43 protein-coding genes are annotated in these 22,587 nt (G+C 69.4%); 4 read left to right on the top strand and 39 right to left on the bottom strand.

Annotation, left to right across the window (positions count from 1 at the left end):
* Positions 1-150: 150 nt before the first annotated feature.
* The 17 genes from AC07F3_RS18875 to AC07F3_RS18795 all read right to left on the bottom strand — a co-directional run bounded on the left by AC07F3_RS18875 (position 151) and on the right by AC07F3_RS18795 (position 9,184).
* The gene (locus AC07F3_RS18875; RefSeq protein ID WP_479115428.1) at positions 151-2,331 is read right to left on the bottom strand and encodes a hypothetical protein; all 2,181 of its coding nucleotides are present in this window, start codon (positions 2,329-2,331) and stop codon (positions 151-153) included.
* 59 nt (positions 2,332-2,390) lie between these two features.
* Positions 2,391-2,996 carry a hypothetical protein gene (locus tag AC07F3_RS18870; RefSeq protein ID WP_479115426.1) on the bottom strand — a complete coding sequence of 202 codons (606 nt, stop codon included), beginning with the start codon at positions 2,994-2,996 and terminating at the stop codon, positions 2,391-2,393.
* 23 nt (positions 2,997-3,019) lie between these two features.
* A complete protein-coding gene (locus tag AC07F3_RS18865) occupies positions 3,020-4,351 on the bottom strand; it encodes a hypothetical protein (protein ID WP_479115425.1) in 1,332 nt (443 codons plus the stop codon).
* A 34-nt stretch (positions 4,352-4,385) separates the two neighbouring features.
* Positions 4,386-4,568, bottom strand: coding sequence for a hypothetical protein (locus AC07F3_RS18860; protein WP_479115423.1), 183 nt, complete (start codon positions 4,566-4,568; stop codon positions 4,386-4,388).
* Positions 4,569-4,647: 79 nt separating this feature from the next.
* Complete coding sequence (locus AC07F3_RS18855; protein ID WP_479115421.1) at positions 4,648-5,094, bottom strand: hypothetical protein; 447 nt, start codon at positions 5,092-5,094, stop codon at positions 4,648-4,650.
* Positions 5,094-5,267, bottom strand: coding sequence for a hypothetical protein (locus AC07F3_RS18850; RefSeq protein ID WP_479115419.1), 174 nt, complete (start codon positions 5,265-5,267; stop codon positions 5,094-5,096). The genes AC07F3_RS18855 and AC07F3_RS18850 overlap by 1 nt, the downstream gene beginning before the upstream one ends.
* Positions 5,268-5,505: 238 nt before the next feature.
* Positions 5,506-5,676 (bottom strand): hypothetical protein, encoded by a 171-nt coding sequence (locus AC07F3_RS18845; RefSeq protein WP_479115417.1) that lies wholly within the window; start codon positions 5,674-5,676, stop codon positions 5,506-5,508.
* Between the two features lie 184 nt (positions 5,677-5,860).
* Positions 5,861-6,151, bottom strand: a complete 291-nt coding sequence (locus AC07F3_RS18840) for a hypothetical protein (protein WP_479115415.1) — start codon at positions 6,149-6,151, stop codon at positions 5,861-5,863.
* The gene (locus AC07F3_RS18835) at positions 6,148-6,348 is read right to left on the bottom strand and encodes a hypothetical protein (RefSeq protein ID WP_479115413.1); all 201 of its coding nucleotides are present in this window, start codon (positions 6,346-6,348) and stop codon (positions 6,148-6,150) included. Before AC07F3_RS18835 ends, AC07F3_RS18840 begins: the two co-directional genes overlap by 4 nt.
* Positions 6,348-6,503, bottom strand: a complete 156-nt coding sequence (locus AC07F3_RS18830; protein ID WP_479115411.1) for a hypothetical protein — start codon at positions 6,501-6,503, stop codon at positions 6,348-6,350. The genes AC07F3_RS18835 and AC07F3_RS18830 overlap by 1 nt, the downstream gene beginning before the upstream one ends.
* The gene (locus AC07F3_RS18825) at positions 6,500-6,703 is read right to left on the bottom strand and encodes a hypothetical protein (protein WP_479115409.1); all 204 of its coding nucleotides are present in this window, start codon (positions 6,701-6,703) and stop codon (positions 6,500-6,502) included. The genes AC07F3_RS18830 and AC07F3_RS18825 overlap by 4 nt, the downstream gene beginning before the upstream one ends.
* Positions 6,700-6,999 carry a hypothetical protein gene (locus tag AC07F3_RS18820; RefSeq protein WP_479115407.1) on the bottom strand — a complete coding sequence of 100 codons (300 nt, stop codon included), beginning with the start codon at positions 6,997-6,999 and terminating at the stop codon, positions 6,700-6,702. The genes AC07F3_RS18825 and AC07F3_RS18820 overlap by 4 nt, the downstream gene beginning before the upstream one ends.
* Positions 6,999-7,190: a hypothetical protein gene (locus tag AC07F3_RS18815; RefSeq protein WP_479115405.1), complete on the bottom strand. Its 192-nt coding sequence runs from the start codon at positions 7,188-7,190 to the stop codon at positions 6,999-7,001. Before AC07F3_RS18815 ends, AC07F3_RS18820 begins: the two co-directional genes overlap by 1 nt.
* Entirely contained in the window at positions 7,190-7,486 is a 297-nt protein-coding gene (locus tag AC07F3_RS18810) for a hypothetical protein (RefSeq protein ID WP_479115403.1), read from the bottom strand. The genes AC07F3_RS18815 and AC07F3_RS18810 overlap by 1 nt, the downstream gene beginning before the upstream one ends.
* Entirely contained in the window at positions 7,486-7,752 is a 267-nt protein-coding gene (locus AC07F3_RS18805) for a helix-turn-helix domain-containing protein (RefSeq protein WP_479115401.1), read from the bottom strand. The genes AC07F3_RS18810 and AC07F3_RS18805 overlap by 1 nt, the downstream gene beginning before the upstream one ends.
* Before the next feature lie 178 nt (positions 7,753-7,930).
* Positions 7,931-8,707, bottom strand: coding sequence for a GntR family transcriptional regulator (locus AC07F3_RS18800; RefSeq protein WP_479115399.1), 777 nt, complete (start codon positions 8,705-8,707; stop codon positions 7,931-7,933).
* Positions 8,708-8,764: 57 nt separating this feature from the next.
* Positions 8,765-9,184 (bottom strand): TIGR03668 family PPOX class F420-dependent oxidoreductase, encoded by a 420-nt coding sequence (locus tag AC07F3_RS18795; protein WP_479115398.1) that lies wholly within the window; start codon positions 9,182-9,184, stop codon positions 8,765-8,767.
* Positions 9,185-9,301: 117 nt separating this feature from the next.
* Here AC07F3_RS18795 and AC07F3_RS18790 point away from each other — a divergent pair, with 117 nt between their 5' ends.
* A complete protein-coding gene (locus tag AC07F3_RS18790; RefSeq protein ID WP_479115396.1) occupies positions 9,302-9,775 on the top strand; it encodes a GIY-YIG nuclease family protein in 474 nt (157 codons plus the stop codon).
* Between the two features lie 4 nt (positions 9,776-9,779).
* On the opposite strand, the gene AC07F3_RS18785 is transcribed toward AC07F3_RS18790, so the two are convergent.
* Genes AC07F3_RS18785 through AC07F3_RS18775 form a run of 3 tightly spaced genes read right to left on the bottom strand, consistent with a single transcriptional unit; the run spans position 9,780 to position 10,784 of the window.
* Positions 9,780-10,310, bottom strand: a complete 531-nt coding sequence (locus tag AC07F3_RS18785) for a GntR family transcriptional regulator (RefSeq protein ID WP_479115394.1) — start codon at positions 10,308-10,310, stop codon at positions 9,780-9,782.
* A gap of 9 nt (positions 10,311-10,319) precedes the next feature.
* Entirely contained in the window at positions 10,320-10,574 is a 255-nt protein-coding gene (locus AC07F3_RS18780) for a hypothetical protein (protein ID WP_479115392.1), read from the bottom strand.
* Positions 10,575-10,577: 3 nt separating this feature from the next.
* Entirely contained in the window at positions 10,578-10,784 is a 207-nt protein-coding gene (locus AC07F3_RS18775; protein WP_479115391.1) for a hypothetical protein, read from the bottom strand.
* Positions 10,785-10,923: 139 nt separating this feature from the next.
* Here AC07F3_RS18775 and AC07F3_RS18770 point away from each other — a divergent pair, with 139 nt between their 5' ends.
* Together AC07F3_RS18770 and AC07F3_RS18765 are read left to right on the top strand one after the other, a co-directional pair.
* On the top strand, positions 10,924-11,217 hold the full coding sequence (locus AC07F3_RS18770) for a hypothetical protein (protein WP_479115389.1): 294 nt from the start codon (positions 10,924-10,926) through the stop codon (positions 11,215-11,217).
* Positions 11,218-11,450: 233 nt separating this feature from the next.
* Positions 11,451-12,236: a phosphotransferase gene (locus AC07F3_RS18765; protein ID WP_479115388.1), complete on the top strand. Its 786-nt coding sequence runs from the start codon at positions 11,451-11,453 to the stop codon at positions 12,234-12,236.
* 50 nt (positions 12,237-12,286) lie between these two features.
* On the opposite strand, the gene AC07F3_RS18760 is transcribed toward AC07F3_RS18765, so the two are convergent.
* On the bottom strand, positions 12,287-12,637 hold the full coding sequence (locus AC07F3_RS18760) for a hypothetical protein (protein ID WP_479115386.1): 351 nt from the start codon (positions 12,635-12,637) through the stop codon (positions 12,287-12,289).
* A 131-nt stretch (positions 12,638-12,768) separates the two neighbouring features.
* On the opposite strand from AC07F3_RS18760, the gene AC07F3_RS18755 reads away from it, so the two are divergent.
* Positions 12,769-12,942: a hypothetical protein gene (locus AC07F3_RS18755; protein ID WP_479115385.1), complete on the top strand. Its 174-nt coding sequence runs from the start codon at positions 12,769-12,771 to the stop codon at positions 12,940-12,942.
* Between the two features lie 17 nt (positions 12,943-12,959).
* On the opposite strand, the gene AC07F3_RS18750 is transcribed toward AC07F3_RS18755, so the two are convergent.
* The 18 genes from AC07F3_RS18750 to AC07F3_RS18665 all read right to left on the bottom strand — a co-directional run bounded on the left by AC07F3_RS18750 (position 12,960) and on the right by AC07F3_RS18665 (position 22,497).
* Positions 12,960-13,220 (bottom strand): hypothetical protein, encoded by a 261-nt coding sequence (locus AC07F3_RS18750; RefSeq protein ID WP_479115384.1) that lies wholly within the window; start codon positions 13,218-13,220, stop codon positions 12,960-12,962.
* Between the two features lie 97 nt (positions 13,221-13,317).
* Positions 13,318-13,572 carry a hypothetical protein gene (locus tag AC07F3_RS18745; protein WP_479115382.1) on the bottom strand — a complete coding sequence of 85 codons (255 nt, stop codon included), beginning with the start codon at positions 13,570-13,572 and terminating at the stop codon, positions 13,318-13,320.
* Positions 13,569-13,841 (bottom strand): hypothetical protein, encoded by a 273-nt coding sequence (locus tag AC07F3_RS18740; protein ID WP_479115380.1) that lies wholly within the window; start codon positions 13,839-13,841, stop codon positions 13,569-13,571. Before AC07F3_RS18740 ends, AC07F3_RS18745 begins: the two co-directional genes overlap by 4 nt.
* Positions 13,838-14,035, bottom strand: a complete 198-nt coding sequence (locus AC07F3_RS18735; RefSeq protein ID WP_479115378.1) for a hypothetical protein — start codon at positions 14,033-14,035, stop codon at positions 13,838-13,840. Before AC07F3_RS18735 ends, AC07F3_RS18740 begins: the two co-directional genes overlap by 4 nt.
* Before the next feature lie 101 nt (positions 14,036-14,136).
* Entirely contained in the window at positions 14,137-14,493 is a 357-nt protein-coding gene (locus tag AC07F3_RS18730) for a hypothetical protein (protein WP_479115377.1), read from the bottom strand.
* A gap of 168 nt (positions 14,494-14,661) precedes the next feature.
* Positions 14,662-14,904: a hypothetical protein gene (locus AC07F3_RS18725; protein WP_479115375.1), complete on the bottom strand. Its 243-nt coding sequence runs from the start codon at positions 14,902-14,904 to the stop codon at positions 14,662-14,664.
* Positions 14,901-15,188 (bottom strand): hypothetical protein, encoded by a 288-nt coding sequence (locus tag AC07F3_RS18720; RefSeq protein WP_479115373.1) that lies wholly within the window; start codon positions 15,186-15,188, stop codon positions 14,901-14,903. The genes AC07F3_RS18725 and AC07F3_RS18720 overlap by 4 nt, the downstream gene beginning before the upstream one ends.
* A gap of 221 nt (positions 15,189-15,409) precedes the next feature.
* Complete coding sequence (locus AC07F3_RS18715) at positions 15,410-15,652, bottom strand: hypothetical protein (protein WP_479115371.1); 243 nt, start codon at positions 15,650-15,652, stop codon at positions 15,410-15,412.
* A 163-nt stretch (positions 15,653-15,815) separates the two neighbouring features.
* Entirely contained in the window at positions 15,816-16,022 is a 207-nt protein-coding gene (locus tag AC07F3_RS18710) for a hypothetical protein (protein WP_479115369.1), read from the bottom strand.
* Between the two features lie 205 nt (positions 16,023-16,227).
* Positions 16,228-16,443 carry a hypothetical protein gene (locus AC07F3_RS18705; RefSeq protein WP_479115367.1) on the bottom strand — a complete coding sequence of 72 codons (216 nt, stop codon included), beginning with the start codon at positions 16,441-16,443 and terminating at the stop codon, positions 16,228-16,230.
* Positions 16,440-16,832 (bottom strand): DUF4326 domain-containing protein, encoded by a 393-nt coding sequence (locus AC07F3_RS18700; RefSeq protein ID WP_479115365.1) that lies wholly within the window; start codon positions 16,830-16,832, stop codon positions 16,440-16,442. The genes AC07F3_RS18705 and AC07F3_RS18700 overlap by 4 nt, the downstream gene beginning before the upstream one ends.
* A gap of 79 nt (positions 16,833-16,911) precedes the next feature.
* Positions 16,912-17,334, bottom strand: coding sequence for a DUF4031 domain-containing protein (locus tag AC07F3_RS18695; RefSeq protein ID WP_479115363.1), 423 nt, complete (start codon positions 17,332-17,334; stop codon positions 16,912-16,914).
* Positions 17,331-17,663, bottom strand: coding sequence for a hypothetical protein (locus AC07F3_RS18690; RefSeq protein ID WP_479115361.1), 333 nt, complete (start codon positions 17,661-17,663; stop codon positions 17,331-17,333). The genes AC07F3_RS18695 and AC07F3_RS18690 overlap by 4 nt, the downstream gene beginning before the upstream one ends.
* A gap of 26 nt (positions 17,664-17,689) precedes the next feature.
* The gene (locus AC07F3_RS18685; RefSeq protein WP_479115360.1) at positions 17,690-18,208 is read right to left on the bottom strand and encodes a hypothetical protein; all 519 of its coding nucleotides are present in this window, start codon (positions 18,206-18,208) and stop codon (positions 17,690-17,692) included.
* A gap of 62 nt (positions 18,209-18,270) precedes the next feature.
* Positions 18,271-18,489, bottom strand: a complete 219-nt coding sequence (locus tag AC07F3_RS18680) for a hypothetical protein (protein WP_479115358.1) — start codon at positions 18,487-18,489, stop codon at positions 18,271-18,273.
* A gap of 26 nt (positions 18,490-18,515) precedes the next feature.
* Positions 18,516-19,238 (bottom strand): helix-turn-helix domain-containing protein, encoded by a 723-nt coding sequence (locus AC07F3_RS18675; RefSeq protein WP_479115357.1) that lies wholly within the window; start codon positions 19,236-19,238, stop codon positions 18,516-18,518.
* An 18-nt stretch (positions 19,239-19,256) separates the two neighbouring features.
* A complete protein-coding gene (locus tag AC07F3_RS18670; protein WP_479115355.1) occupies positions 19,257-19,631 on the bottom strand; it encodes a hypothetical protein in 375 nt (124 codons plus the stop codon).
* 310 nt (positions 19,632-19,941) lie between these two features.
* Positions 19,942-22,497 carry a phage/plasmid primase, P4 family gene (locus AC07F3_RS18665; protein WP_479115353.1) on the bottom strand — a complete coding sequence of 852 codons (2,556 nt, stop codon included), beginning with the start codon at positions 22,495-22,497 and terminating at the stop codon, positions 19,942-19,944.
* Positions 22,498-22,587: the final 90 nt, after the last annotated feature.

The following is a 22,587-nucleotide window of genomic DNA, read 5'->3' as shown; positions in this document are numbered from 1 at the left end:
GCATGGTTTGCCCCGGTCTGCACCCAATGCGGGGATGGTTGGGGGTGGACGCGGCCCGGGCGTCGTCCAGGCACCGTGAAGGTGTCCAGCCGGATAGTCCGGGGCATAACGGGCCATGTCCAGGTACCGATTACGGGCAAAGCTCACATATCAGTTGCCTTCGAGCAGGCTCAGCGCATCAGCGATGTCGGCTCGCTGATAGCCGTTCACGCGACCCACGCCGTCGATATCGACCTTGCCCGTGCCGCCCGCCCCTGCGTCGCGCAGGAGCTTGCCGAGACGCGGCTCCGTCATGCCGCCGCCGATGATCTCGGCCATCTCCTTGAGCTGCGCCACGTCGCGGCCGAGGTCGTTCATGGCGATCAGGCAGCCGCGGCAGGCGTCCATCTGCATGCGCTGCTCCGGTGTGTGGCGGAGTACGTTGCGGCCCGGGACGCCGTCCCGCTTCGGGCCGCCGGCGGCCGAGGACAGGCCGGTGGCGTTGAGGAGGTGCTGCTCGATCGGGTCGTCCCACTGCCCGGCCAGCCGCCCCGCAGACTCGCGGATCTTGGCGGCCTTCTCCAGCAGCATGGTGATCTCGCCGCGCTCGTCCTCGTCCAGGTCGAAGGATCGGGCCAGGTCGGTGACCCCGGCGAACGGGTTCACCAGCCAGCCGAAGCCGGGCCGCGGCGGGTCGAACTTGGAGGCGTCCCGGCCGGCGCCAGCCTGCCCTGCGCCGAGGATCGCGTTGGACTGGGTGGCGTTCTCGACGCGCATCGCCCACTTCGCCCCGAGGTTCGCGGACAGGGCCTGCGGGATGACGTCGACCTCCGGGTACTGGGTGATCAGCACGAGGATGATGCCCGCCCCGAGGGCGACCGCTGACAGCTCGATCAGCGCTTCGATGATCTCTTCGCGCAGCGGCTTGCCCGGTCGGGTGTAGGTGGCGACCTCGTCGATGATGACGACTTCGAGGCCGCCGATCTGTTCGATGATGGTCGCTACCAGCTTGCTCTTGCCGAGATCGTTGAGGGCGCGTTCGCGGCGGTCCTTGTCGGCAAGCAGGGCCTTCAGGAGTGCCAGCAGCCGGGCGGGGTCGGGCTTGAAGTAGGTGCAGGCGACGCCCGCCTTGGCGTAGGGGTTCCACTCGGCGTTCTGCTTCCCTGCGACGATCCGCAGGTTGATGCGCGGGTCGAAGCTGGCGCCGACGACGAGGTTGGAGGCGCCGACCCCCTTGCCGGAGCGGGCCGTGCCTGCGATGACGAACGACTGGTTGTTGATCGCCAACTTGATCGTGATGCCGCGCTTGTTCCACCCGACGGGCACGCCGTCCTTCCAGGCGTCCAACTGGACCGGCTTGCGAAGGAGCGGGGAGGGGCGTGTGGCGGCGAACGGGTCCTGGTCGGTCAGCCACAGGGAGGTGCGCGCCTCGGTGCCAGCCTTCTCGACGTCGACCATGGACACGTCGCGGCCGAGCGCACCGGCAAGCCTCGGCAGCTTCTTCTTCAGCTCGGCGACGGTGGTACGCGGCGGCAGGTCAAAAACAACGGTCGTGTTGCCGTCCCCGTCACGCTGCGGCACCGCGAGGATCTGGAGCTGCTCGTCGCCGCGTACCTCGCCGATCGCGCGCAGCGCCTCTTCCAGTTCCTTAACCGTGAGCGCCGGCGGCGGCGGGGCGTTGAACTCGCGGCGCACGATCGGCTGTTCGGGCTTCGTCATGTTCACCGGGGAGGCCAGCTGCACCGGGATGCTCGGGGCAGGTACAGGCTGGCCGACGGCGAAAGGGCGCGACACGAGGTACCAGCCGTAGCCGCCCGCCGTGCCCAGGACTGCGAGGAGCAGGGGCTGACCGCTGGCGGCCTGCTCGATGGCGGCGCCCGTCGCGGGCAGTGCGGCCAGTCCTCCGGCGGCGATGATCCCGGCGCGGGCGGCTTTCTTGCCATGGCGGACGCTGTTGGCTTCACGGTCGGTGGGCGGCAGGACGGGGGTGTTCTGCAGGGCGGCCAGCTTGGCCTCTTCTGCGGCGACGCGTCCGCCGAGGGCGGCCAGGTTCCCGCCGACGCGTGCGCCGGTCTCGGCCTGTGCTTTGGCGTGGGCGAGCCGGCCGTGCGCTTCGGCGACCATGCGGTTCTGCTGGGTGATCTTGTGGTCTTGCCTGCGCTGCTTGCGCTCCTCGGCGAGCTGCATGATCTCGGAGTCGTCGAGGTCGCGAGTGGCCAGCCAGTCCTTCATGCGGGCGGCGGCGTGGGCCCGCTGCTCCTTGAAGGCTGCCTTGGCCCGGTCGGTGCGGCTGGGCTCGGTGACGATGTCGGTGGGCTGCGGCTGCGTCTCGGGCTGTACTTCGGTGGCCACTGGCCGGGCTCCCCTCTGTGGGTAACGGCGGGCCCGCGAGGTGCGGGCCCGGGCGGTGGCTAGTGAAGACCGCTGAGGATGCCGCCGAGGGAGCTGACTCCGGAGTTCGTCACCTGGGTGGCCATGGCGCCGAAGACAGTGCCGGAGAGGGCGACGCCGAGGAGCGCGACGATGACGGCGTCGCCCACCTTGATCTTGTCGTGCTTGATCTTGAAGAAGACGATGACGGCAAGGACGATCATCGCGACGATCCCGCTCCCCAGCACCGCACCCCCGCCCGCCTGAGTGGTGACCTGCTGATTGAGCCCGGCGGGCATCTGGCCGTTCGGGTTCTGGATCACCGCGCCCTGACCGCCGTCAGGAGTGACGCCGGTACCGACGTTCACGGACCCGGTGCCCGGCGTCGCGTCGGTCTTCGCCGCGAGCTGGACAACCACGGAGCGCTGCTCGGGGCTCGCCTTGTAGGCGGCGGAGTCTAGGCCTCGGACATGGACGACGCGGCCGTCCGGCGTGGCCACCGGAGCCCCGGCAGCACGATTGATCACGGCCTGGATGTCGGCAGCGGACGCGGACGGAGCGGACATCGTGGTGACGGCGGCAGCACCTCCGAGGAGGGCTACGGCCGCGCCGCCCGAGACGGCGATCCGGCGGATGGTGGCATTCATTTCGATCTCTCCTGAGGGGTCGGTTAGTTGATGCTCGGACGGGAGTCCTTGGAGGCGGCGACGGCCGTCCGGGCGGCCGTTTCGCGGCCGATCTGGCGCCGTGCGCCTTCGCTGTACGGCTGCGTGTCGCCGGGCCTGCGCATGGGCGGCACCCCGCCGTTGTTGCGGCGCCCGTCGGGGGTTCCGGGGTCCTTCTTCTGGCGGGGCTTGATTTGGGAACTGATCAGCGACTGAGGGCCCAGAACGGGGGCCTGGGCGGCCGTCGTCGCACGGGCCTCGGCGGCACGGGATTGGGCGTCGATCTCCGGCGTCACGCCGACCTGCCGGAAGCCCGTGACGCGGTACCAGGCTTCGCCCCAGATCTGCTCGGTGACGTGCTGGCCGCCGCGTGCCGAACGGATCGCGTCGGCGACCTTCCACACCTCGGGGTGGTGCAACTGGCGGTCCTCGTCGCGGTGCTGCTGCTCGGCCCTGGCTCGCGCCTCCGCTGCCTCCGCGGCGATGTGGGCCCGCTCGTCGGCAATGGCTTTCGCGGCCTCGGCCTCCGCTGCCGCCGCAGCCTGCGCCGCGGCCTCCTTCGCGGCAGCCCGCTTCTCCCGCCGGGACGGGACACCGTCGGCTTTCTGCGCGATGCCGCGCTCGTAGATCATGAGGACAACTGGTCCGCCGATGGAGGCGAGGGCACCGATCAGGCCCGCGTTGAAGCCGATCGCCGCGTCGGTCAGGCCGCCGTACAGATTGACCCCGGCGGCGATCACTGCGCCTGCCATGATGCCGATGCGGTACGGCATCGCGTCCCGGCGGTGCGCGACCGCCCACGCGGCGCCGAAAGCCATCGCCAGCGCCAAGCCCTCCAGGAGCCCTGGAGCGGCGACGAGGAACGGCCGCTTCGGGTCCCAGAAGTGCATAAATTGGACCGGTGCCGCGATGATCAGACCGATGGCGTAGATGCCGCGGGCGCCCCACCGCCACCAGCGCTCGGCGCGTTCCTGCTCCTTGGTGCGCTGCGCCTCGGCCGCTGCGGCTTCGGCTTCCGCCTTCTCGGCCTTCGCGCGCTCCGCCTCGGACTTGGCGATCTCCGTGTTCTTCTTCGCGACGTAAGCGTTGTGGTCGACCAGCTTCCGCTCCTGCGCCAACCGGGCTCGCTCGTTGGTGAGGCGCAGCTTCTCGGCCTCCTCGGCGGCGAGGGCGCGCGCGGCGTCGGCCTTGCCTTCGGCCTCAATACGGATCGCTTCGGCTTCGGCGTCGGCGCGTTTCCGGATCGCCTCCGCCTCGGCCAGGGCCACCGGGTCGAACCGGGGCTCGGGCGAGACCACGGGCTTTCCGTTGACCTGCTTGACGGCGGTGGAGGTCACGGTGCTGGGTCCTTTCGGGTGGTCGGGTTTCAGGTCACCGGCACTTGCGGCAGGTGCAGTCCTCGCGGCACAGGCTGCGGATGGGGCCGAGCACGGCGCTGGCGACGGCGTCGCCCGCTCGCCCGCCCTTCTCTCCGCCGACTTTCTTGCCTGCGCGGTGCAGGGCTCCGGCGGCTGAGTCGAGCGTCTCGGCGGTCTTACGGCTGAACAGGCCCATGGCGGGCTCCCTTCACGATGGCCGGGGCCGTCCCGGCTCCTCTCACCACCGGCACAGGACCGGCGGATCGGGCAGTTGGTCAGGCGTGCGCGTGGAGGTACCGGGCCATCGCGTCACGGAGGGCGTCGGCGGTGTCGCGGGCCACGTCGCCGACAGCGTCCAGATCGGCCGGGTCGGCGTCGCCCAGCGCGAGCGAGGCACCGACGAGATCCCGTGCCAGGCGACGGAGTTCGGCATCCCGGACGGTGGCGATGACGGCGTCCATCGCGTCCTGCATGGCGGTGTGGGCGTCATACCTCCGCCGCCGGGCCTCGACCGTGTCCGGGATGCCCTCGGAGCGGGCCACGAACTTCTGGTACTGCTCGCCGCGGTGGGCCCGCGACTTGCCGAGTACGCCCACGACGGCATCGGCGGCCATCCGGAGGCGCCGCTCCCGGCGCCCCACCAGGTGCATGACGTACTGGGCGAGCCCTGTCGCCAGCGCCCCGGTGAGAACGCCTGCGATCCCGACGATCGCGGTGCCCATCAGCGGAACCAGCCGCGCCGCTGGGCTTCGTCCAGTCCATCGTTGATGTCGTCGTGGGCGGCAGCTTCCCGCCGCTTGTCGCCCTTCTCGCGAGCTTCCTCGGCGATCCCCCTGGCCATGTCCAGGCCCTGGGAGAGGTCGTCGTCGCTCGCGGTGCGCCACCACTTGGCCATGTCTGTGCTCCTTGTCGTTGTGGGTGCGGATCGGGTCGTGTCGGTCGGGCCGGGCGCCCGCACCCGCATGTGGCGGGTGCGGGGCATGGACGCTGGGGTCAGACCTCGTCGTTGGGGATGCGGGTGGTGGTGCCCTTGTCGTTGTCCTCGGGGCCGTTCGCGATGCGGATCATGAGTTCTCCTTAATGTGATGGCGGATGGCCTCGGACATCTCTGCTCCCATCTCGGGGTCGGGGTCTCAGGCGCCGCGCTGCTGGCGGGCGGCCTCTGTCATGGCGGCGAGGGTCTGAGTCGGGCTGGCGTCGTTCTCGCGCAGCGCCTCGTTGAAGGTGGCCTGCAGGGTGCGGTCGTCGCCGGATTCCACAGCGGCGATCATCTCGGCGACCTTGTCGTTGACGAAGTTCGGCATGGTGAGCTCCTGTCGGGTTGCGTGCCGGACTATCCGGCCGCGGCACCCCACACCCGGGCCTGCGGTGCGGAGCACAGCGGGCGGACAGGGGTCAGCGGGGGCTGGTGAAGAGCACGTACACGGTGAAGGCGACGCCGCCGACGATCGCGAGCATCGACAGGACGATCAGGGCGTAGACCACGGGTCACGCGCCCGGCTTCGGCAGCGGCGCCGGGGTGAACGCCACCTCGCCGAGTTCCAGCTCGGGGAAGTCCGGGCCGGCCACCGGGCGGGACCGCAGCCGGTAGGGGCGCCGCAAGCGCCACACCTGCGGCTCGTAGTCGAACGCCACCGTGTAACTCGGGGCTGTCGGCCACTCCAACTCGGCGGCCACGCGGACCGCATCAGCCGGATCGGCCGCACGTACCAGCTGGGTGTAGACGCCGGTCGGACGGGTCGGCCAGGTCACCGACCAGCGCGGCTTCAGGAAGGTCATGACTGCTCCTTGGTGTCGATGATGTGGAGGAGCCGCTCGATGGTGTTGAGGTGCTGCTTGATCTCGATCTCCAGACGGGCGATCACCCTGATCAGGACCCGGTCATCCGCCGCTTCCAGCACCTCGGAGGCCGCCACGGTGGCGCGAGCCCGCTCGATGTACGCGCGGTCCGCGTCCGACAGATCACGGCGCGGCATCACGCCTCCCCGCCGTCGGCCTCGGCCTGGTCGTGGGAGCCGGGCGGGCACTGGTCGACCCAGCAGCGGTGCTCCTGGCAGGAGTCGGGCGCGTTAATGAACAGGGAGTTCCACAGGTCGTCCGACCACGGAGGCGCCAGAGTCGTCGCGCTCATGACCCGTCCCCCGTCTCCTCGAAGGCGACCGTGCCGCCGTCGAGGATGTACAGCAGGCCCGCGACCACAACCTCCAGGCGGCCGAGCATCTTGGCCACCGCATGCATGTCGCTCATGTCCAGCGACATCGACGTGGCCAGCACACCCCGGGCCACCCCCACGTAGTACCGGTCGACCTCGGTAAGCTCCCGGCGGCTCACGACACCTCACCGCCCCCGCGGACAAGGGCCTGCCGGGTGATCCGCCGGTACGCGAACACCAGCCGAGCCGCCCAACGGCGCCGAACCCGAATCCGGTCCAGATCATCGAGCGTGAACCCGCAGTCGGCCGCGGCAGACTCGAACGCCTCCCGCATGTGAGCCCGGAAGCTCGGGATCGCGGCCTGCATCGGGTGCCCGGGCTCGGACAGGATCGCAACGACCTCCGCCGCCATCTGCTCCGCCTGAACCTCCGCAGACGCCAGGGCCGGCGCGACACACACCAACAGGCTGGCCATCACGCCACCTCGATCCCGGCTGCGGCAGCCCGCTCAAGGAACGCGGTGCGCTCCGACAGTTCGGCATGCGCCTCCGCCAGCGCGTCGAACTCGGCGCCCGTCAGGCTGGGCTCAGCCGACAGCCGGACGATGGTCTCCGCACAGATCTCCGCCCGCACCGTCGCGCGGACGACGTCAGCGTTGGCGGCCATCACGCCGCCTCGGAGTACTGCGTGCCGAACATCTCGATCGCGTGCAGCTCGTCGAACAACGGCTGCTCATCCGGGTGCGCCCGGTCGTAGCGGACCGCGTCGGCGTACAGGCGCAGCTCCTCCGCCCAGTCGCCCTCACGGCGGGCCGCGGCATAGGCGGTCACCAGCTCGGCACGGAACGCGTCATCGTCCAGGACGGGGACGAGTGTCGTGGCACGGGCCTCAGCGGCCGGTCGGTCGCGCCGGGCGAGGTCGCCGTCGGAAAGGGAGTTGGGGTTGCTGTCGATGGTGATCATCAGGCCACCTCGGTAGGAGTGATCTCGTCGGCCCCACTGGCTACGCGCGCCGAGCGCAGATAGCTGACGACAGCCGACTGAGGGACTTTGAGGCCGGTGCGGCGCTTGGTGCCGCTTCCGACGCGAATGGCATGGAGCCGCCCCGAAGCGATCAGCCGGTAGATCGTCGCTTGGTGGACGTCCATCAGTTCTGCAAGTTCTGCCGGAGTGAGCGCCCCATGCAACTGGGCGAGCTCTGCGGCGAGTTCGTCGTTGGGTGTAGGCACTTCTGCCTCCGGGTTGGTTAGTGCAGGTCAGCACCGATCCAGCGCACTTGGATATCCAAGTGCGACTGATGCAACCGTAGCCAGTGCAGCTTGGCTATGCAAGTGGGGCGACAAGGTCAACACACAGAAATGCCCCCAACTGCTTGGCAGTTGGGGGCATCGCGGCAGGCGGCTGGATCTATGGCACATCGATCACGTACCTGAAGGTGTGTCGGTCGCAGGGCACGATGGACTCTTGCACCTCGACAGCGTCTCCGGCCGAGTCATAGGCGGTGCGCGTCACCTTCGCGACGGGCACCCCGTCCGGGATTTCGAGGAGCTCCACCTCGTGCGGGTACGGCATGCGGACATCAAGGTCTTCGATGAACTGAACGATGCGCCGTCCGATCGGCCCATCCGGGTTCTCGATGAACGCGTTCGCGCCGCCCTTGATCAGCTTGGCCTGGGCGAGCGGCGTGCCATGCGCCAGGCTGGCCTCGTAGTAGGTGTCGACGAGCTGCATCGGGCTCTCGTCGACCGTGAACAGCAAGCGGCGCACAATGACGGGCGCGCCAGCGTCGATGCTGAAACGGTCCGCCACCGCCTCCGACGCCGAGGTCTCGACGACCTCCCGGATCACCTGCTTGGCACGCTGCCCTTGAGCCTTAGCTTCGGCGTTGTAGTTCGCCTCGCCGGTTGCGCGGCGGGCTCGGTAGATGCTGCCCGTCTGCCGCATGTTGACGTGCGGGCGTTCGCGGACGAACGCACCCTTACCTTGCTGTGAGGTCACTAGGCCCTCCATTCGGAGGAGGGCGATGCCCTTCCGCACGGTCGCTCGCGTGACCCCGAAGCGATCCTTCAACTGGTTCTCGGAAGGGATCTTGTCGCCTGGCGCGAGATCCCCCCGAAGGATCTCCGCGCGCAGGTCATTGGCGACCCGCTTGAAGGGGTGCTCGTGTGCCGGGTTGGGTGACATCGCGCTCCTGACTGATGGCTACACAAGTGAGCGTAACCGGGAGTCACGGTGTCGCGTCTACTCCGGTTTTGCCACCCAGCCTGACCAGCGGTTTACCTGAATCTCGATCACGGGGCCCTGTGGTCGTTGAGCACGATACTGCTCGTACTTGCCTACCAATGCGTCTACAAGTTCGTAGGCAAGTTGGTTCTCGATCACGCGAGCCTGACCATCGGCCCGCACCCACCACAGCGCTTCCCAGTCCTCGTCGAAGTGATCAACGATGAGAGAGACGGAGGGGTTCTCTTCGATGTTCCGGAGCCGCTTGAGGTTGCTGTGGCGCTTCGGCTTGTGATCGACAGCGATGACGATGCGTTCGCCGACAAGAGCGAAGGTTGCCGGGACTAGGTGCGGGTTCCCCTCGCCGTCCACTGTGGCGAGCCTCAAGACGCGGGCCTCGCCGAACCGTTCACGCATCCCACGGTCCGTCATCTCCATGAGCGGACAGTACCGAGAACGAGATCCGTCGCACCACTTGCACGCTCCGCGACAGTGGCGCTACTTTCAGGGAGCCAGCTTGCATATCCAAGTTGGAGCGGATCGCGAAGGAGCGCCATGCCCGAAACGGAAGTCGGCCTCTACCACGACCCTGACTATGTCGACTGGGTCTACGAACAAGACGATCTCTATCCAAGGCGCATGCCAGCTCGCCACTATCTGGGATGGGCGATCAACAGCTGCAAGTGGGACGGCCGAGGCTTCTTCTACGAGCCGTGGCCGAAATCCGAAGATGTCTCACGGATCATGGTGATCTGCGGAGGCAAAGTCCAGGCAGGCAACCGGCGTCCCCGTACCCCCACCGCCCTGTACCGGCTACGGGACGACTCCGGCAACCTGCTCTACATCGGAATCAGCGCACATCCGGAACAACGCTTCGCCCAGCATGCTGACGACAAACCGTGGTGGCCCCAGATGGCCACATTCACCATCGAGTGGTTCGGCAACCGGCGCCTAGCCCTGACCGCCGAGGCAGTCGCGATCAAGGCCGAACGCCCGGCGTACAACGTCACCCACAACCGTGCCGCCTGACGGCTCAAGCGTCGAACTCGTACCGGAGGAGGTACTCGTGGGGGCGAAGGATCATCTCGTTGACTTCTACCGCACGCCCCTGGTCGTCGTTGGCGGTACGGATGATGCGGACGACTGGGTCTCCCGTCGCAAGGTCGAGGAGGGCAGCTGTCTGCTCATCCGCCGACTCGACACGGACGTCCTCGCGGAACCGGGCAGGGGCGTGACCAGCCTCGGCGAGGCGCGCGTAGACCCCGCCGCGCCCGGTATCGACCTCAGTGATGGGTGTCCCGTCAGCAAGGTCAACGGGCAGATACGAAACGGCACGCTGGACCGGTCGGCCATCGATTTCATAGGTCCGGCCGCGCCGCCAGACCGGCCCTTCGGTGTCGAGGAGTTCGGCGATGTACTCGGGTGGTTGAACCCGCTCGACCCGGATGTCGACAGCGCGCAGCGCGCGCTCGGCAGCCTCGTTGGCCTGGATGGCTTGGCCGCTGCCCCAGACGGTGGTCGCGAGGCGCTGCGGGCAGGCCCGGACGATGCGCTCGGCGCTCATGGCGAACTCTCAAGTCTCAACGTAGGCGACCAGCACCACGGTGCCGAGGACGGTGGGCAGGTAGATCACGCGGACGCCGTTCTGCCGGTATTCGCGTTCGAGTCCCTCGGATACCCGTCGTCCTGCGGTGAGGGGGTTGCGGGAGACCTCGACCAGGGCCGGGTCGAGGCGGGCGCGTTCGTCGTCGGTCATCCGCTCAATTTGTTCTTCGGCGACGGAGTGGAAGACGACGAGGGCCCTGCGGGGTCCGTGCTTGGGCGACATGGTTCAGGCGACGTCGGTCTGGGTGTCGTCGTCGAGCGGGGGCATGCCGTGCCGTTCGCGGATGGTCTCCCAGGGGGTGCAGGCGTCTAGGTCGATGCCTTCGTCGGCGATCTGCTGAAGGACGTAGGCGAGTTGCGGTTCGTCCATGGCTGCCGCGCGGGCCGAGGCGCGGAGCTTGGCGGCTTCCTCGGCTTCGAAGGTGATGCGCACGGTGCCTCCCGGTGACGATCCAGGCTTCGACCGTAGCGCAATGAGAACGGCCGGACAGCTGTAACTGCCCGGCCGCAACACCAGCGGGTGACACCCCGCTGATCAGGATTTCCCGTCTCGTCAAAGAAGGAGCTCCGTCATGAGCTTAGAGCAAGCGTCGTCACGCGTCTTCTCCCCCGCCCTGCTAGTCGAGGTCCCGCTGCCGGACCTTCTCGTGAAGCTGGACGCGGAGATCTACGACTCGTCGATCACGGATGCCGGGTTCTTCGGCGCTGCGATCCAGCGGGAGGACGGGCACATCGCGTTGGCGATGCCGCGCGACCGGGACGAGTTCGAGCGGGACACGGTGGCACGGATCCTGCTCGGCAAGGTGCTGGGGATCTCGATGGCACCTCTGCCGCGGGCCTTGCGGGCGGAGACGATCCCGGCGTGACCTGGTACCCGGCCAGCGAGTAGCCCCCCCCCATGAGTGTCCCCCGGGTAGGCCGGGGGCTGTGCACGATCGAGCTGGGAGGTCTGAATGCTCAGTAACTGTGATCACGAGTGGGTGCCGTGGAGCGGTGCTCAGCGGTGTCGGAAGTGTGGCGCGACGCAGGGCTGATCGCTCAGGGTGAGGGGTGCGGGGTCGCTTGTGCGGCCCCGCATTCGCGTTGGAGGGTGTCGGGTATGCGATGCGACTGGGATGGTCTGCCTGCGGCGGTCCGGGGTGCGGTACTGGCCGAGACGGGTCCGGTGGTCGAGGTGCGGCCGGTGGTTGACGGGTTGACGTGTTCGTTCGCTGCGGGAGTGCGGACGAGCACGGGCCGGTGGTTCGTGAAGGGCGCGCCGGAGGCGGATCGTCGGGCGTGGAAGGCGCAGTATGCGGAGCGTCTCGTGTTCCCGCTCGTGGATGGCGTGAGTCCGGCGTTCCGTTGGAAGGTGGCGGCGGCCGGCTGGGAGTTGATGGGCTTCGACTGGGTGGAGGGCCGTCATGCTGATCTCGGCCTGGGCTCTGCCGATCTGCCGCTGGTTGCTGGGGTGTTGCGGGCGGCGCAGGGGATTACCGCGCCGGAGGTTCTTTGCAGGCCGCTTGGCCACCGTCTCGGTGCGTTCCTGGAGTCGTCGGAGGTGCCGCTGCTGGCCGGCGGGGCGCTGCTGCACACGGATACGAATCCGCACAATCTGCTGGTCGGTGACGGTCGTGCGTGGATGGTGGACTGGGCGATGTGGGCGACTGGTCCGGCCTGGGTGGACGTGGCGTGCACGGCGGTGCGGCTGATGGAGGCGGACCAGTCCGCGGAGGCGGCGTTGGAGTGGGCGGCGCAGTTCCGGTCGTGGCGGGAGGCGGATCCGCGGGCGGTGGCTGCGTTCGTGTCGGCGTCGTGCCGCCAGTGGGAGGCGATGGTCGGGCCGGTGGACTGCCGGCCGTCGAACCGGCGCTTCGAGGCGCTGCTGGCCGCGGTCCACGCGTAGGCACGCAGACAACCCGCCGCCCCGAACGGGAGTGGCGGGCTTTGTCGTGTTCAGTTCCGGCGGCGGTTCTGCGTCATGCGTCTGGCCCGAGCGTGCGCCTCTTCGGCGCTGATCAGGGCGATGTCGAGGCGCAGGAAGCCTTTGGCGACGATGAAGAAGCCATTGAGGTCGCCGTCGCCGAGGTCGCGATACTCGAAGAGGCCCGGGTTTGGGATGTGCCAGGCGGTCCCGCGGTCTCCGAGGTAGTCAGGATGCTGGGGTGGGACGCGGCCGAGGAATTCGCGCTTGAGTTCGTACTTCGGGTGGAGGCCTTGGATCTCGGCGACCCAGCCTCGCATAGCCTTGGTGCGGACCAGCCGCCCGGTGATGATGGTGTGCTGGCCGAGGTCGATGGTCTTCATGGTCCCCCTGGCGTTGAGGGGCCTATGGGATCGCATTGTGTTGGCGGAACGTGGGGCCGTTGCTGTTTCGTAACCTCCCTCGCCGCCCGGGAGTTGACCGGCCATGGATGATCTCTCCGCTCCGGTGACTGGTGACTGGTGACTATCCGGACGGCCCGCGTCTGCCGCTGATCACGCTCGATGAGGCGCGGGAGGCGGTGCGGCTGCTGATGCATTTCGCCGAGGCCGCCGACGGGGACTCGGACGAGGAGCTGGACGCGTTCGCGCTGGCCACCGACATCGCGGGACGGCTCCCGTCGGAGTAGGTGCTGGCCTGCGGCGGTCACAACTGATCGCGCTCTGCTCGGCCCTGCGGGTGGCTGACGCGGATCCGGAGCGGCCGGATCTCTGTCGCGGGCTCCAGGGTGACGGTGTAGCCGAGCTCTTGCAGGAGCGCCGTGTACTGGTCGAGGTGCTGCTGCTGGTCTGGGCCGCCGTGGTGGACGCGGACGGTGCGGGGGCTGTCCTGCCGGACGTGGAAGCCGTCGTGTCCGGCGGCGCTGAGGTGGTCGGTGATCTCTTCGATCCAGATGCGGGCGGTCATGATTCCTCCTGGGGCGGTCCGAAGATCAGGCGTGCGATCAGGTTGGCGGGGACGCCGGCGACCGCGATGACCATGGCGACGTAGCCGAACACGGCGGTCACGACGGCTGCTCCGGTCCGTCGAGGGCGGCGATCGTTGGGCAGGGCCACGGGATGACGTCGCCGGAGATCTGGTTGCAGTGCGCGCACGAGTACGTGGTGTCGTCGTACACGGACCGATACTGCTGGTGGAGGGCGCGGACGCGGGCGATGGTCGCGTTGGCCGCTGCGGCTTCCTCGGCCAAGTCGATCTCGTCGAGGTCGCCGAGGAGTTGCTTGGCGGCGTCGCTGGCTTCTTCGTAGCGGTTGGTCACAAGTCCTCCTGGTTGTAGAGGCTGGTCCAGTAGCGCCGGTCGGCCGCGCCTTCCTCGGCGGGCGTGGTGTCGTCGGGCTGGCCGTTTCCGCGGATCGTCTCGTCGAAGAGGTACAGGGCGGTGCTGATCCCGGCGACGACGCCCACGGCGGACTCGCGAACCCCGGGGATCGTGCATTGCGAGGCGCGCTGCTTGGCCTGGTCGCGCTCGACGACCAGGCGGGCACGGAGGGTCTGGAGGGCGGGCAGCGCCTCAGGAAAATCAGTCATTGCGGCTCCTCGGGCAGCTCAAGGTCGGTGATGGTGTCGGGCCAGTCGCGGTAGGCGGGGCGGCGGGTGGCGGGCCAGGGCAGGCCGGTCGCGCCCAGGCCCGCGTGGTAGCCGGGCTCGTCGGGCCAGCGGGGCTCGTCGAGGCAGCACAGGTCGAGGAACGCCCGCTCGTCGGGGTCGAGTTGAGGGGTCACGGCTGCCGTCTGTTCAGCCTGTCGCGCATCCACCGCGAGTCGCTCTCGGCCAGGCCGCGGCACTGCGGGCGACATGGATGATCCTGAGCTGGTCGCCACTGTCACACCCACCCCCGCCCCAGCCGGACCTGGTCGGCTACCCAGGCTGACCAGGCCTGTGGCCCGCCGTCGGCCAGGGCGTGGCCATTGGGGCAGTGCGGGCACAGGGCGTCGGGATCGGCGGCGGCGCTGGGACGGTCGAGCCAGATGATCCGGGTTGCGTGACCGGGGCCATGGATGGCTTCGGCGTCGTCCATGCGGTCCCAGTGGACGGTGGAAGGCCGGTCGCCGACCCAGCGGACGGAGGCGGTGCCGTCGGGCCACAGGACGCCGTCGGCGACGCGTCCAGTGCCGGAGGCGCCGGTGACGTCGAGGTCGCGCTGGAGGTAGAAGCGGCGAGGGGGCTGAAGGTCAGTCATTTCGGTTCCTTCTGGTTGATTTCGTTGGCGCCGCCCCGCTGCGCGTCTCTACGGCGCTCTCGGGATAGGCGGCCCCGGACTGCCTCCGGGGCGGGTTCGGGGCCCAGGCGGGCGTACAGGGCCGCCCGTGGGGCTGCCCGGCCGCGGGTCTGCGGCCGGGGTGGGCGGTCAGTGCGTGTCCTCGCCGAACGCGGGCCGGTCGAACGCCTCCTGGAGACGGCGGCATTCACGGTTATGGCGCGCCGCGACGGCGCGCGACACGGCGAACAGCAGCAACTGCGACAGAACGATGCAGGCCAGGAATGGCGGCCGGTGGCCGAGGATCAGCCGGGAGAGCTCGGTCACCGCTCCCCCGGCCAGAGCGCCGCCGATCGCGGACTGGACGAGGACGTAGGCGGGCGGGAACCTCATGCCGCAGCCTCCTCCGGCACTGAGGTTTCGCCGGGGGTGCGGCTGACCTTGCCGCCACGGGTGCGCCAACCGTTGGGCTTTTCGACGGGGAATGCGGCTATGACCAGCAGGCAGTCGTCGCACGGCGGTTGGATGGCGGTGAAGCCGCACTGGTGACCCCAGGCCGCTTGGGCCGCGCAGCCTTCGCAGAGGCCGAGTTCGAGGTAGATGTTCTTGACGGTCATCCAGGCCTTCGCCTGGGTGATGGTCTCGGGCGGGTTGGGGCGGGGTGCTTGGCTCTTCATCGGATTTCACTCCTTCAGTGCGGATGTCAGCCCCCGGGGGTCCACGAGGACTCTGTTTGCCTCAGGCCCGCCTCAGCGCGGCGCGGTGAGGGCGGGAAACGGCAAAGCCGTCGGGGACGCAGCGGGCGGCGTCACGGAGCGGACCGCCCGGCCGCCGTCGAGCGCGGCAAAGAATCTTGGTCGGCGTGTAAAGAAGACCGGCGCCCCGAGCCTCTGCTCCATCAGGAGGCGCCCTCGGGGACGGCCGACAACCCGTTCCGGGCATCGGTCTGCTCCCAGCCGGACAGCTGCAGCATCGCGGCGAGGAGTTCGGCGGCCTGGCTCCGGACGATCGGCGCCGGGTTCCCGTCCCACCGGCCGGCGAGCGCACTGGCCCGCTCCACCGCCCGGCCGAGCTGGTCCAGCCGCTCGTACAGCCGGTCCAGCTCGTCATCGTTGATCGTGTCGGCGCTGTGGCGCTTCATCGCTTCCTCCTGGCGGCTCGGGCTATCGCCCTGCGGGTGGCGCGGTTTGGTATCGGGTCGGGGGCGTCGGCGGCCACGACCCTCTCGACGGGCCGGAGTTCGGTCTCCCAGCGGGCGCCCGGGGTTCCGGGACGCTCACCACGGGGGCTGGACGACGGGGCGCTCACGTCCGCCTCCCAGCGCGAGGGCCGGTGATGATCCGTCCGGCCGGGTCGAGGTGCCCGTCAGCCGTGGCGAGGAGCAGCAGCGCCCGGTCGAGGACGTCGTCCGGCCGCTCACCCCGGTAGCAGCGGCGCAGGATCTCCGCCGTCCGCGGCGACAGTGCCAGGCGCAGCGGGCGCGGGGCCGGGGCGGTCGCGCGGCCTCCCATCCGTCCACCTCGCCGCTCGCCGCCCGGGCGTGAGCGCTGCTGCCGACGTGGTGCAGTGCCCGCTCGACGGCGGCCGGGTGGCTGTGGGCGTGGCCGACGGTCGGGAAGCATGGGCAGACCCGGCAGTGCCAGAACCACATGCGGGTTGCGGCACAGCGGCTGATGCCGATCGGTGCCGTGCGGGTCAGCGGACGGATCACGTCGGTCATCGCTGGCTCCCGTTGAGCGCGCGGGCGAAGGCGAAGGCATGCGGGGCGAGATGGTCGTGCCAGAGCGGATGAGCCGTCGCAGCCAGCCGGGCGGCCTCGGCCTCCAGCCAGTCGGCGAGTGCAGCCTTCGCGGCGGGGGTCAGAACCGTGCCCCTCGGCAGGCGCAGCTTGTCGGCGGCGGCCTGAAGCTCGGCGGATGGGTTGTCGGTCATCGGGTTCCTCCTGGCTGGTTCGCCAGCCGCAGCAAGATCTGCGCGTGGCAGTGGTCGGGCTCACCGAGCTCGGGAAGCGGGCAGGTGCAGGCGACATCGCGATCCCTCAAGCGCCACAGGTCAGCGAGGACGCGACGGCGGCTGAATTCTTTGCGGCCCACCCGATGGGTGTCCGGGCCGGTACCTGCGAGCCACGCCTCGTGGTGACCGCTGGCTGCCTCTTGCGCTTCCGTGAAGGATCCGAAGGGCTGAGTGATGCCGTCGGGGTGGAGCAGGATGTGGTCGTCGATGATGCGCCAGGGATTGCCGTAACGGCTGCTGCGGTCGACGATCACGGCAGCACCGGCACGCCAACCGGGGGCGCGTTTGCGCTGGATACGAGCGGTCATCGGGTTCCTCCTGGGGTGGTGGTCGTGTAGGACTGGGCGGGCACTGCCCCGGATACGCGCCGGGGCAGTGCAGGCGGGATCACGGGGTGGGGCGGTCGTTGGCTCGCTGCCGGAGATAGGCCTTGAACTCGTCGACGGCGCGCTGGTCTTCGGGGCTGATGCGGTAGTTCGGGTTGTTACCGCAGGGCGGTCCGCCAGCGGGCGGCCGGTCGTCACGCTGCTCCTGGCGGCGGATCATGAGCTGGCCAATGAAGCGCCGGTCGACCTCGTGGGCGCCCATGCGGACGGCTTGGGCGCGCTTGGGCGGCGTGATGTCGTAGTGCCATCGGTAGTCGCGGTCGGACTTCTTCTGGAACCAGGTGCGCCGGAGACCGAGCTGGGCGGCGAAGGCGTGCAGCTCCTCTTCGGTGTCGGCAGTCAGGTGGCACCAATGGGTGTGGCGCAAGCCTCGGGCCTTGGCGATCAGGGTCCAGTCACGGATCTCATCCACGTAAACGCTCACCGTCCGGCCTCCTCGGGCTGCTGCGCCTCGGCGGCCATGCGGCGGAGCAGGTTTGCTGCGGCGTCACGGTCGCGGGTGTCCCACCAGAAGCCGCCGTCCTCGTCGAGCTGCGGCCTGTACGGGATCGCACCGGGATGCGCCTGCACGGCTTCCGCCGCCTCCCGCAGCACGGCCGCCCGGTCGACGGGCTCGGGCAGGACGGCCAGCACCGCGTCGGCGTGCTCGCCGTACTCGTCGGGCTCCATCAACTCGTCGGGCAGCCAAGTGAAGCCGCTGGCCTCACAGATCGCGCGGCGGATCCGGTCACGCAGGGACGGCTGGTCGGTCATCGGGTTCTCCTTCGGTGGGCGGCGGGTCAGGCCGGCAGATAGTGGACACGCAGGGCCATGCGGGCGTCCTCGGTGGCGAAGTTCATGAGCCACGGGTAGTCGGCGCCCTCCGGCTCCCAGTCGAAGACCACCCAGCGGGCCGTCATCCGCTCGACGGGCATGAACGCCACCTCCAAGTCCATGGCGGTCGCGTAGGCGGCCAGGGCGGCGCGCGCCGCGTCGGCGTCCGGGGTGAGGAGCACGATGTCGCCGTCCTCGAACTCGGCCACCGGGACGCCCGCGTATACGCCCGCCATGTCGGCGGCCGTCGGGCGGAACCGGCCTATCGGCAGTTCCGGCACCGGCCCGGTCTCGTCCAGGAGGCGCAGCTCCTTGTAGGCAGGCAGCCGATCCGGGTCGATGTGCAGGTTGGAGCGGGTTCCGTCGAGGCGGACGAGGAGCGCTCCGGTGTCGGCGATGCCGGTGATGACGCCGGGGTACGGGGTGGTGGTGCCGCCGTAGCCGACGAACTCGATACGGCGGCCAGGCGCGGGCTCGTTGGTCATTGAGGGTCTCCGTTCGGTGCGGATTGGGTGGCCACGGCGGTTGTCGTGGCACGGCGGGCAGATCAGGCGGCGGGGCGGTAGGCGTGGAGGACGGCGAGGACGACGTCAGCCATGTGGCTGGCCCAGTCCCGCTCGCGATCCTCGGCGGTCATCGGGTACGTCTCGCGCCACTGGCCGCAGATGCAGACCTGAAGGTCGTCGTCGCTCGCGCCAGCCGGGAAGACCATGTAGTGCGGGCGTATGGCGTCGGCGAGTTGCTTGCGCAGAGGGCTGGGGGTCATGTCGTGCTCCTTCTCGGGGTGGGTGGTCATGCGGCGGTGAGGAAGGTGCCGCGTCCGACGGCTTCTTCCAGAACGCCCTTGGGCCGGGCACGGTGGCTGTGCAGCTCGTTCTCGTCCCAGGCGGCGAGCGGGACCCAGCCGCGCCGGATGGCATAGCTGCGGGCCCTGGCCGCGCCCCCGAACGAAGCGCCTCGTGCAACCGGATCGGCTGCCCACATGTCGCTGTAGGTCGCGGCGATGGCGGCGGCAGCACTGAGGTAGATGCGGGGCCGGCGTCCGCTGCGGACAGCGCTCACCGTTTCGCGGGACAGGCCGGTCTCGCGGGCCAGGACGTCCAGGGTGTGGCCCTGGCGGGTGAGCGCTTGCAACTGGCGGGCCGACGCTACGGACGGCACGAGTCCGTCGGCGTCTGGCAGCCGGCGTCGCGCGGCGGGCTTGACGCCGAGGACGGCCTGCGCGGTGTCCGCGTAGATGCGCTGGCGTCGGCCCGCGATCAGGTTGGTGACCGACGTGGTGGACAGTCCTGCGATGGCGGCGATCTCCTTGGCGGGCATGCCGCGGGTCACAAGCCACCGGGCGTGGTCGGCTGCGGGCTGCGCAGGCACTGAGGCGCGCACTCCCTGGCGTACACGGCGGTGACTGGCGTTGATGGCGTCCTGGTTGGCGCGGCGGCACTCGGGGCGGTCGCACCCGTACCGGGCGCAGGAAGCCATGCCGTGACGGACGGTGGAGCGGAGCGGTCGGGCCATGATCAATACCCCCAGGGTTCAGAAGAGACGGTCGGGTCCGGCCAGTTGGGCCGGAATGTCGGGTGGCGCGGTTGCCGTGCACTGGTGGTCGGCGATGACGAGGTGGGTGCAGCGGCCGGCGGCGATGTGCTCGGGGCTGCGGTGGATCAGGCGCGGCGGCAGCAGCGGGTGCAGCCGCAGGCAGTACGTGAACCGGCCCGCGAGGCGTGCGTCGAGCTCGGTACGGAGGTCAAGCGGAACGGGATCGGCGCGGACGTTGAGGCCGCACGGGTTGCCGACGAGGGCGGTGAGTACAGGGGCACGGCACCAGGGGCAGTTGGCGGTACGAGGGCGGTCGCTCGTCGGCCGGGACGTGTCGAGCCACACCGGCGGCGACTTCTTCGCGGTGCTCACCGCGCTTCACCCGGTTTGCACCGTTTCACGTCCGGCAGTGCATGCAGAAGTGCAGGCAAGTGCAAGCACGCAGTGCAGGTACAAAGCGGACACGCCGCAGGCCAGGCGGGGGCAGTGCATACAGTGCAAGCAACTTCCGACATAGGCGGCTGCTCACATGCGCCTGCGCGCGCATGTAGGCGGTTATGGGAATCTGTATGCACTGTATGCACTGCACCCATGCTGACCTGCGAAGACAGCACTTTTTTGCTTGCACTTCTGTATGCACTTTGCTTGCACTGCTGTATGCACTGCCTGTATCGGGCAGCCATCACTGATCCCCCCAGCGGCGGTCATCCTCGTCGGGAGCGATCAGCGCGAGACCGAGATAGAAGTGCTTTCCGTTCGACGGCTTCCGGACCACCCCACGCTGCTTGATCTCCCGGCCGAACGGCGAGGAGGAGAGCGGCTTCTCGCCCTCGGCGTGACACCAGTTCTCGTAAGCGGAACGCAGCCTTTTGGTCTCGACCTTGACGTGCTCGCCGCCGCCGAGCAGGCAGCACTCCTCCAAAAAGCGGCCCAGCTGGTCCTCCTCCTCCGCGTACAACTGGGTTGCGGCCATGACGGCGGCAGGCGGGCGCAGGCCGCCGCCGAACACGTCGACAGCACCGGCCACAATCCAGGCGAGGATCCCGGGACCCTCTTCGGCGACGAGGATCTTCGCCAGGTTCTCGATCTTCTTGTCGTCGGGGACCTTGTGCAGGAACGGCAGCAGTCTCAGCCGCCGCCAGAACGAATCCCCGCCCGCCTTGACCTGCGGCTGGTGATTGCCCATCAGCCACAGGTGATGGGTCGGCTCGAACGAGAAAAACGACTGGCGCATGTAGCGGGCGGTCAGCGTGTCCCCGCCGGTGAGCTCCTTCAGCTTCGCCTCGTCGAACTTGGCGTCCTGGTTGACCTCCGAGGCCACCACCAGGCGCAGCCCTTGCAGGCGGGCCATTTCCTCTGAGTGCTCCTGCTTGCCCGCCATCAGGAACCCGGCCGGGGCGGTGGCCGCGTAGTCGCCGAGCAGCTGACGCAGGGCGTCCATGAGGACGGACTTGCCGTTCTGGCCGCCGCCGTGGAGGAAGGGCAGGACGTGGATGCCGGTGTCGGCGGATGCGGAGTAGCCCGCCAGACGCTGTACGAAGCCGGTCATCTCCAGGTCGCCGCCGAAGGTGTCGGCGAGGAAGGCGTTCCAGCGGGGGGTGGGCATGTCAGGGTCGGGGGCGACGAGGGTGGAGCGGGTGTGCAGGGCGGCCGGGTCGGACGGGCTGAGGGTTCCGGCGGTCAGGTCGACGATGCCGCCGGGAGTGTTGAGGTGGCGGGCTGCGGCGTCGAGTTCGGTGGCGGATGCGACGACGCGCCGGTCGGTGCGCGCCAGGTGGATCGCGGCGTTGACCTTGTCGCGGGAAAGGCTGGAGGCCTTGTGCTTGCGGGCCGCCTTCTCCAGTTCCTCGTTGTCGGCGAAGCGGCCCGGGTCCAGGTCGCGGATCATGTCGCGGGCGAGTTCGACGACCAGGCCGCCCTCGTCCCACGCCCATCGATGGTCCTGCCAGATCAGCCAGTTGCCGCGCTGCGGCACGTACCGCAGGTGCTCGCCGTAGGTGTCGACGAAGAGGAGGGCGTTGCCATCGTCGGTGAACGACTCCGGCCACGTGCAGTTCGAGGTCGGCGCGCGCCGCTGGGGCTTGAGGGCCGCGGTGCCGTCGACCGGCGGTACGGCAGCTGGGCTGTCGCGCTGGGCCGGAACGGCCGTGAGGTGGCGGGTGGTGGGCTGGCTGCCGTATCCCTGCCGTTTGAGGGAGCGGGCTGCCTCACTGTGGTTGCCGCCGTGTTCCAGCAGGGCGTAGGCGCCGAACTTGGTGTACGGACGCTCGGGGTCGAACTCGGTGCTGGAGGAGAACACGAACAGGCGGTCGCGGTCGTCGGCGTGCCCGGTGGTGGCGGAGATCCCGCGGCTTTTGCCGGGGCGCTGCCAGTAGCGGGTCCGCCCGCGCGAGCCGAGCAGGCTCCAGCCGTGGGGCTCAAGGATGTGCGTCCAGTCGGTGCGCTGCTCGAAGTCCTCGCCCGGCTTCAGGCCCTCATCACTGCTCGGTCCGGCCCGGAAGAAGGCTTCCTGGGCAGGGTCGATGTAGTCCTGTTCCTCTTTTTCAAGATTGTTTGAGGGGGCGGCGACGGTGTCGAGCATGCGGGCCATCGTGTGCAGCGCCTCGTGCTCATCGGCATCGATGACCGGCACCACGCCTGCGGTCCCGGCGAGCAGGTCGTAGGAACGGCCGGTCTCGTGCACCGGCCCGTGTGAAGGGGCGACGACGACGAAGCCGCCCTCGCCGCGGGTCTCGACCAGGTCACGGATGAAGACCTTGCCCGGCTTGTCGGCGAGCACCTTGCGCTCGGCGTCGCTGAGTTCGTCCTCGCGGGCGGGGCGGCGGGCCAGTTTGGTGTTGCCGGGCACCGGCCGGCCCTCGACGCGGTACAGGAGGTGGATCCCACCGGATGGGGACCGCTCCAGGTATCCCGTGGTGAGGCGCTGCCACAGGTCGCCGAGCCCGGAGGCGTGGGCGATCTCGCTGAAGTCGCCGAGGATGTTCTCCTGGACCGCCCGGCCTTCGAACTCAAGCATTTCGAGGCCGCCGGACACGGCACCGCAGATCACGCCGATGCCCGGGTGGCCGCTGCCGAACCAGGCGTCGATCTGCTCATGCGGGGCGGCCTGCTTCTGGTACTGGCGCCAGCCCCCGAGGGGCCGCTTGGTGCCGTCGGTCGCGACGGGCACGACGGCGACGCCGGCCGCATGCCAGGCGCGGGCGGCGCTGGCGGTGTCCTGCGGTGGCTCGGTGCTCAAGGCGGTCTCCTTGCATCGTGCGGAAGCTGGCGCAGTGCCCGCCCCGGGCATCGCACCTGGGGCGCCGGCTGCCGGTCACGGCTCCGGACG

This window comes from Streptomyces sp. NPDC045846 (assembly GCF_056431605.1).
This window is presented reverse-complemented; position numbering and strand designations above follow the sequence as displayed.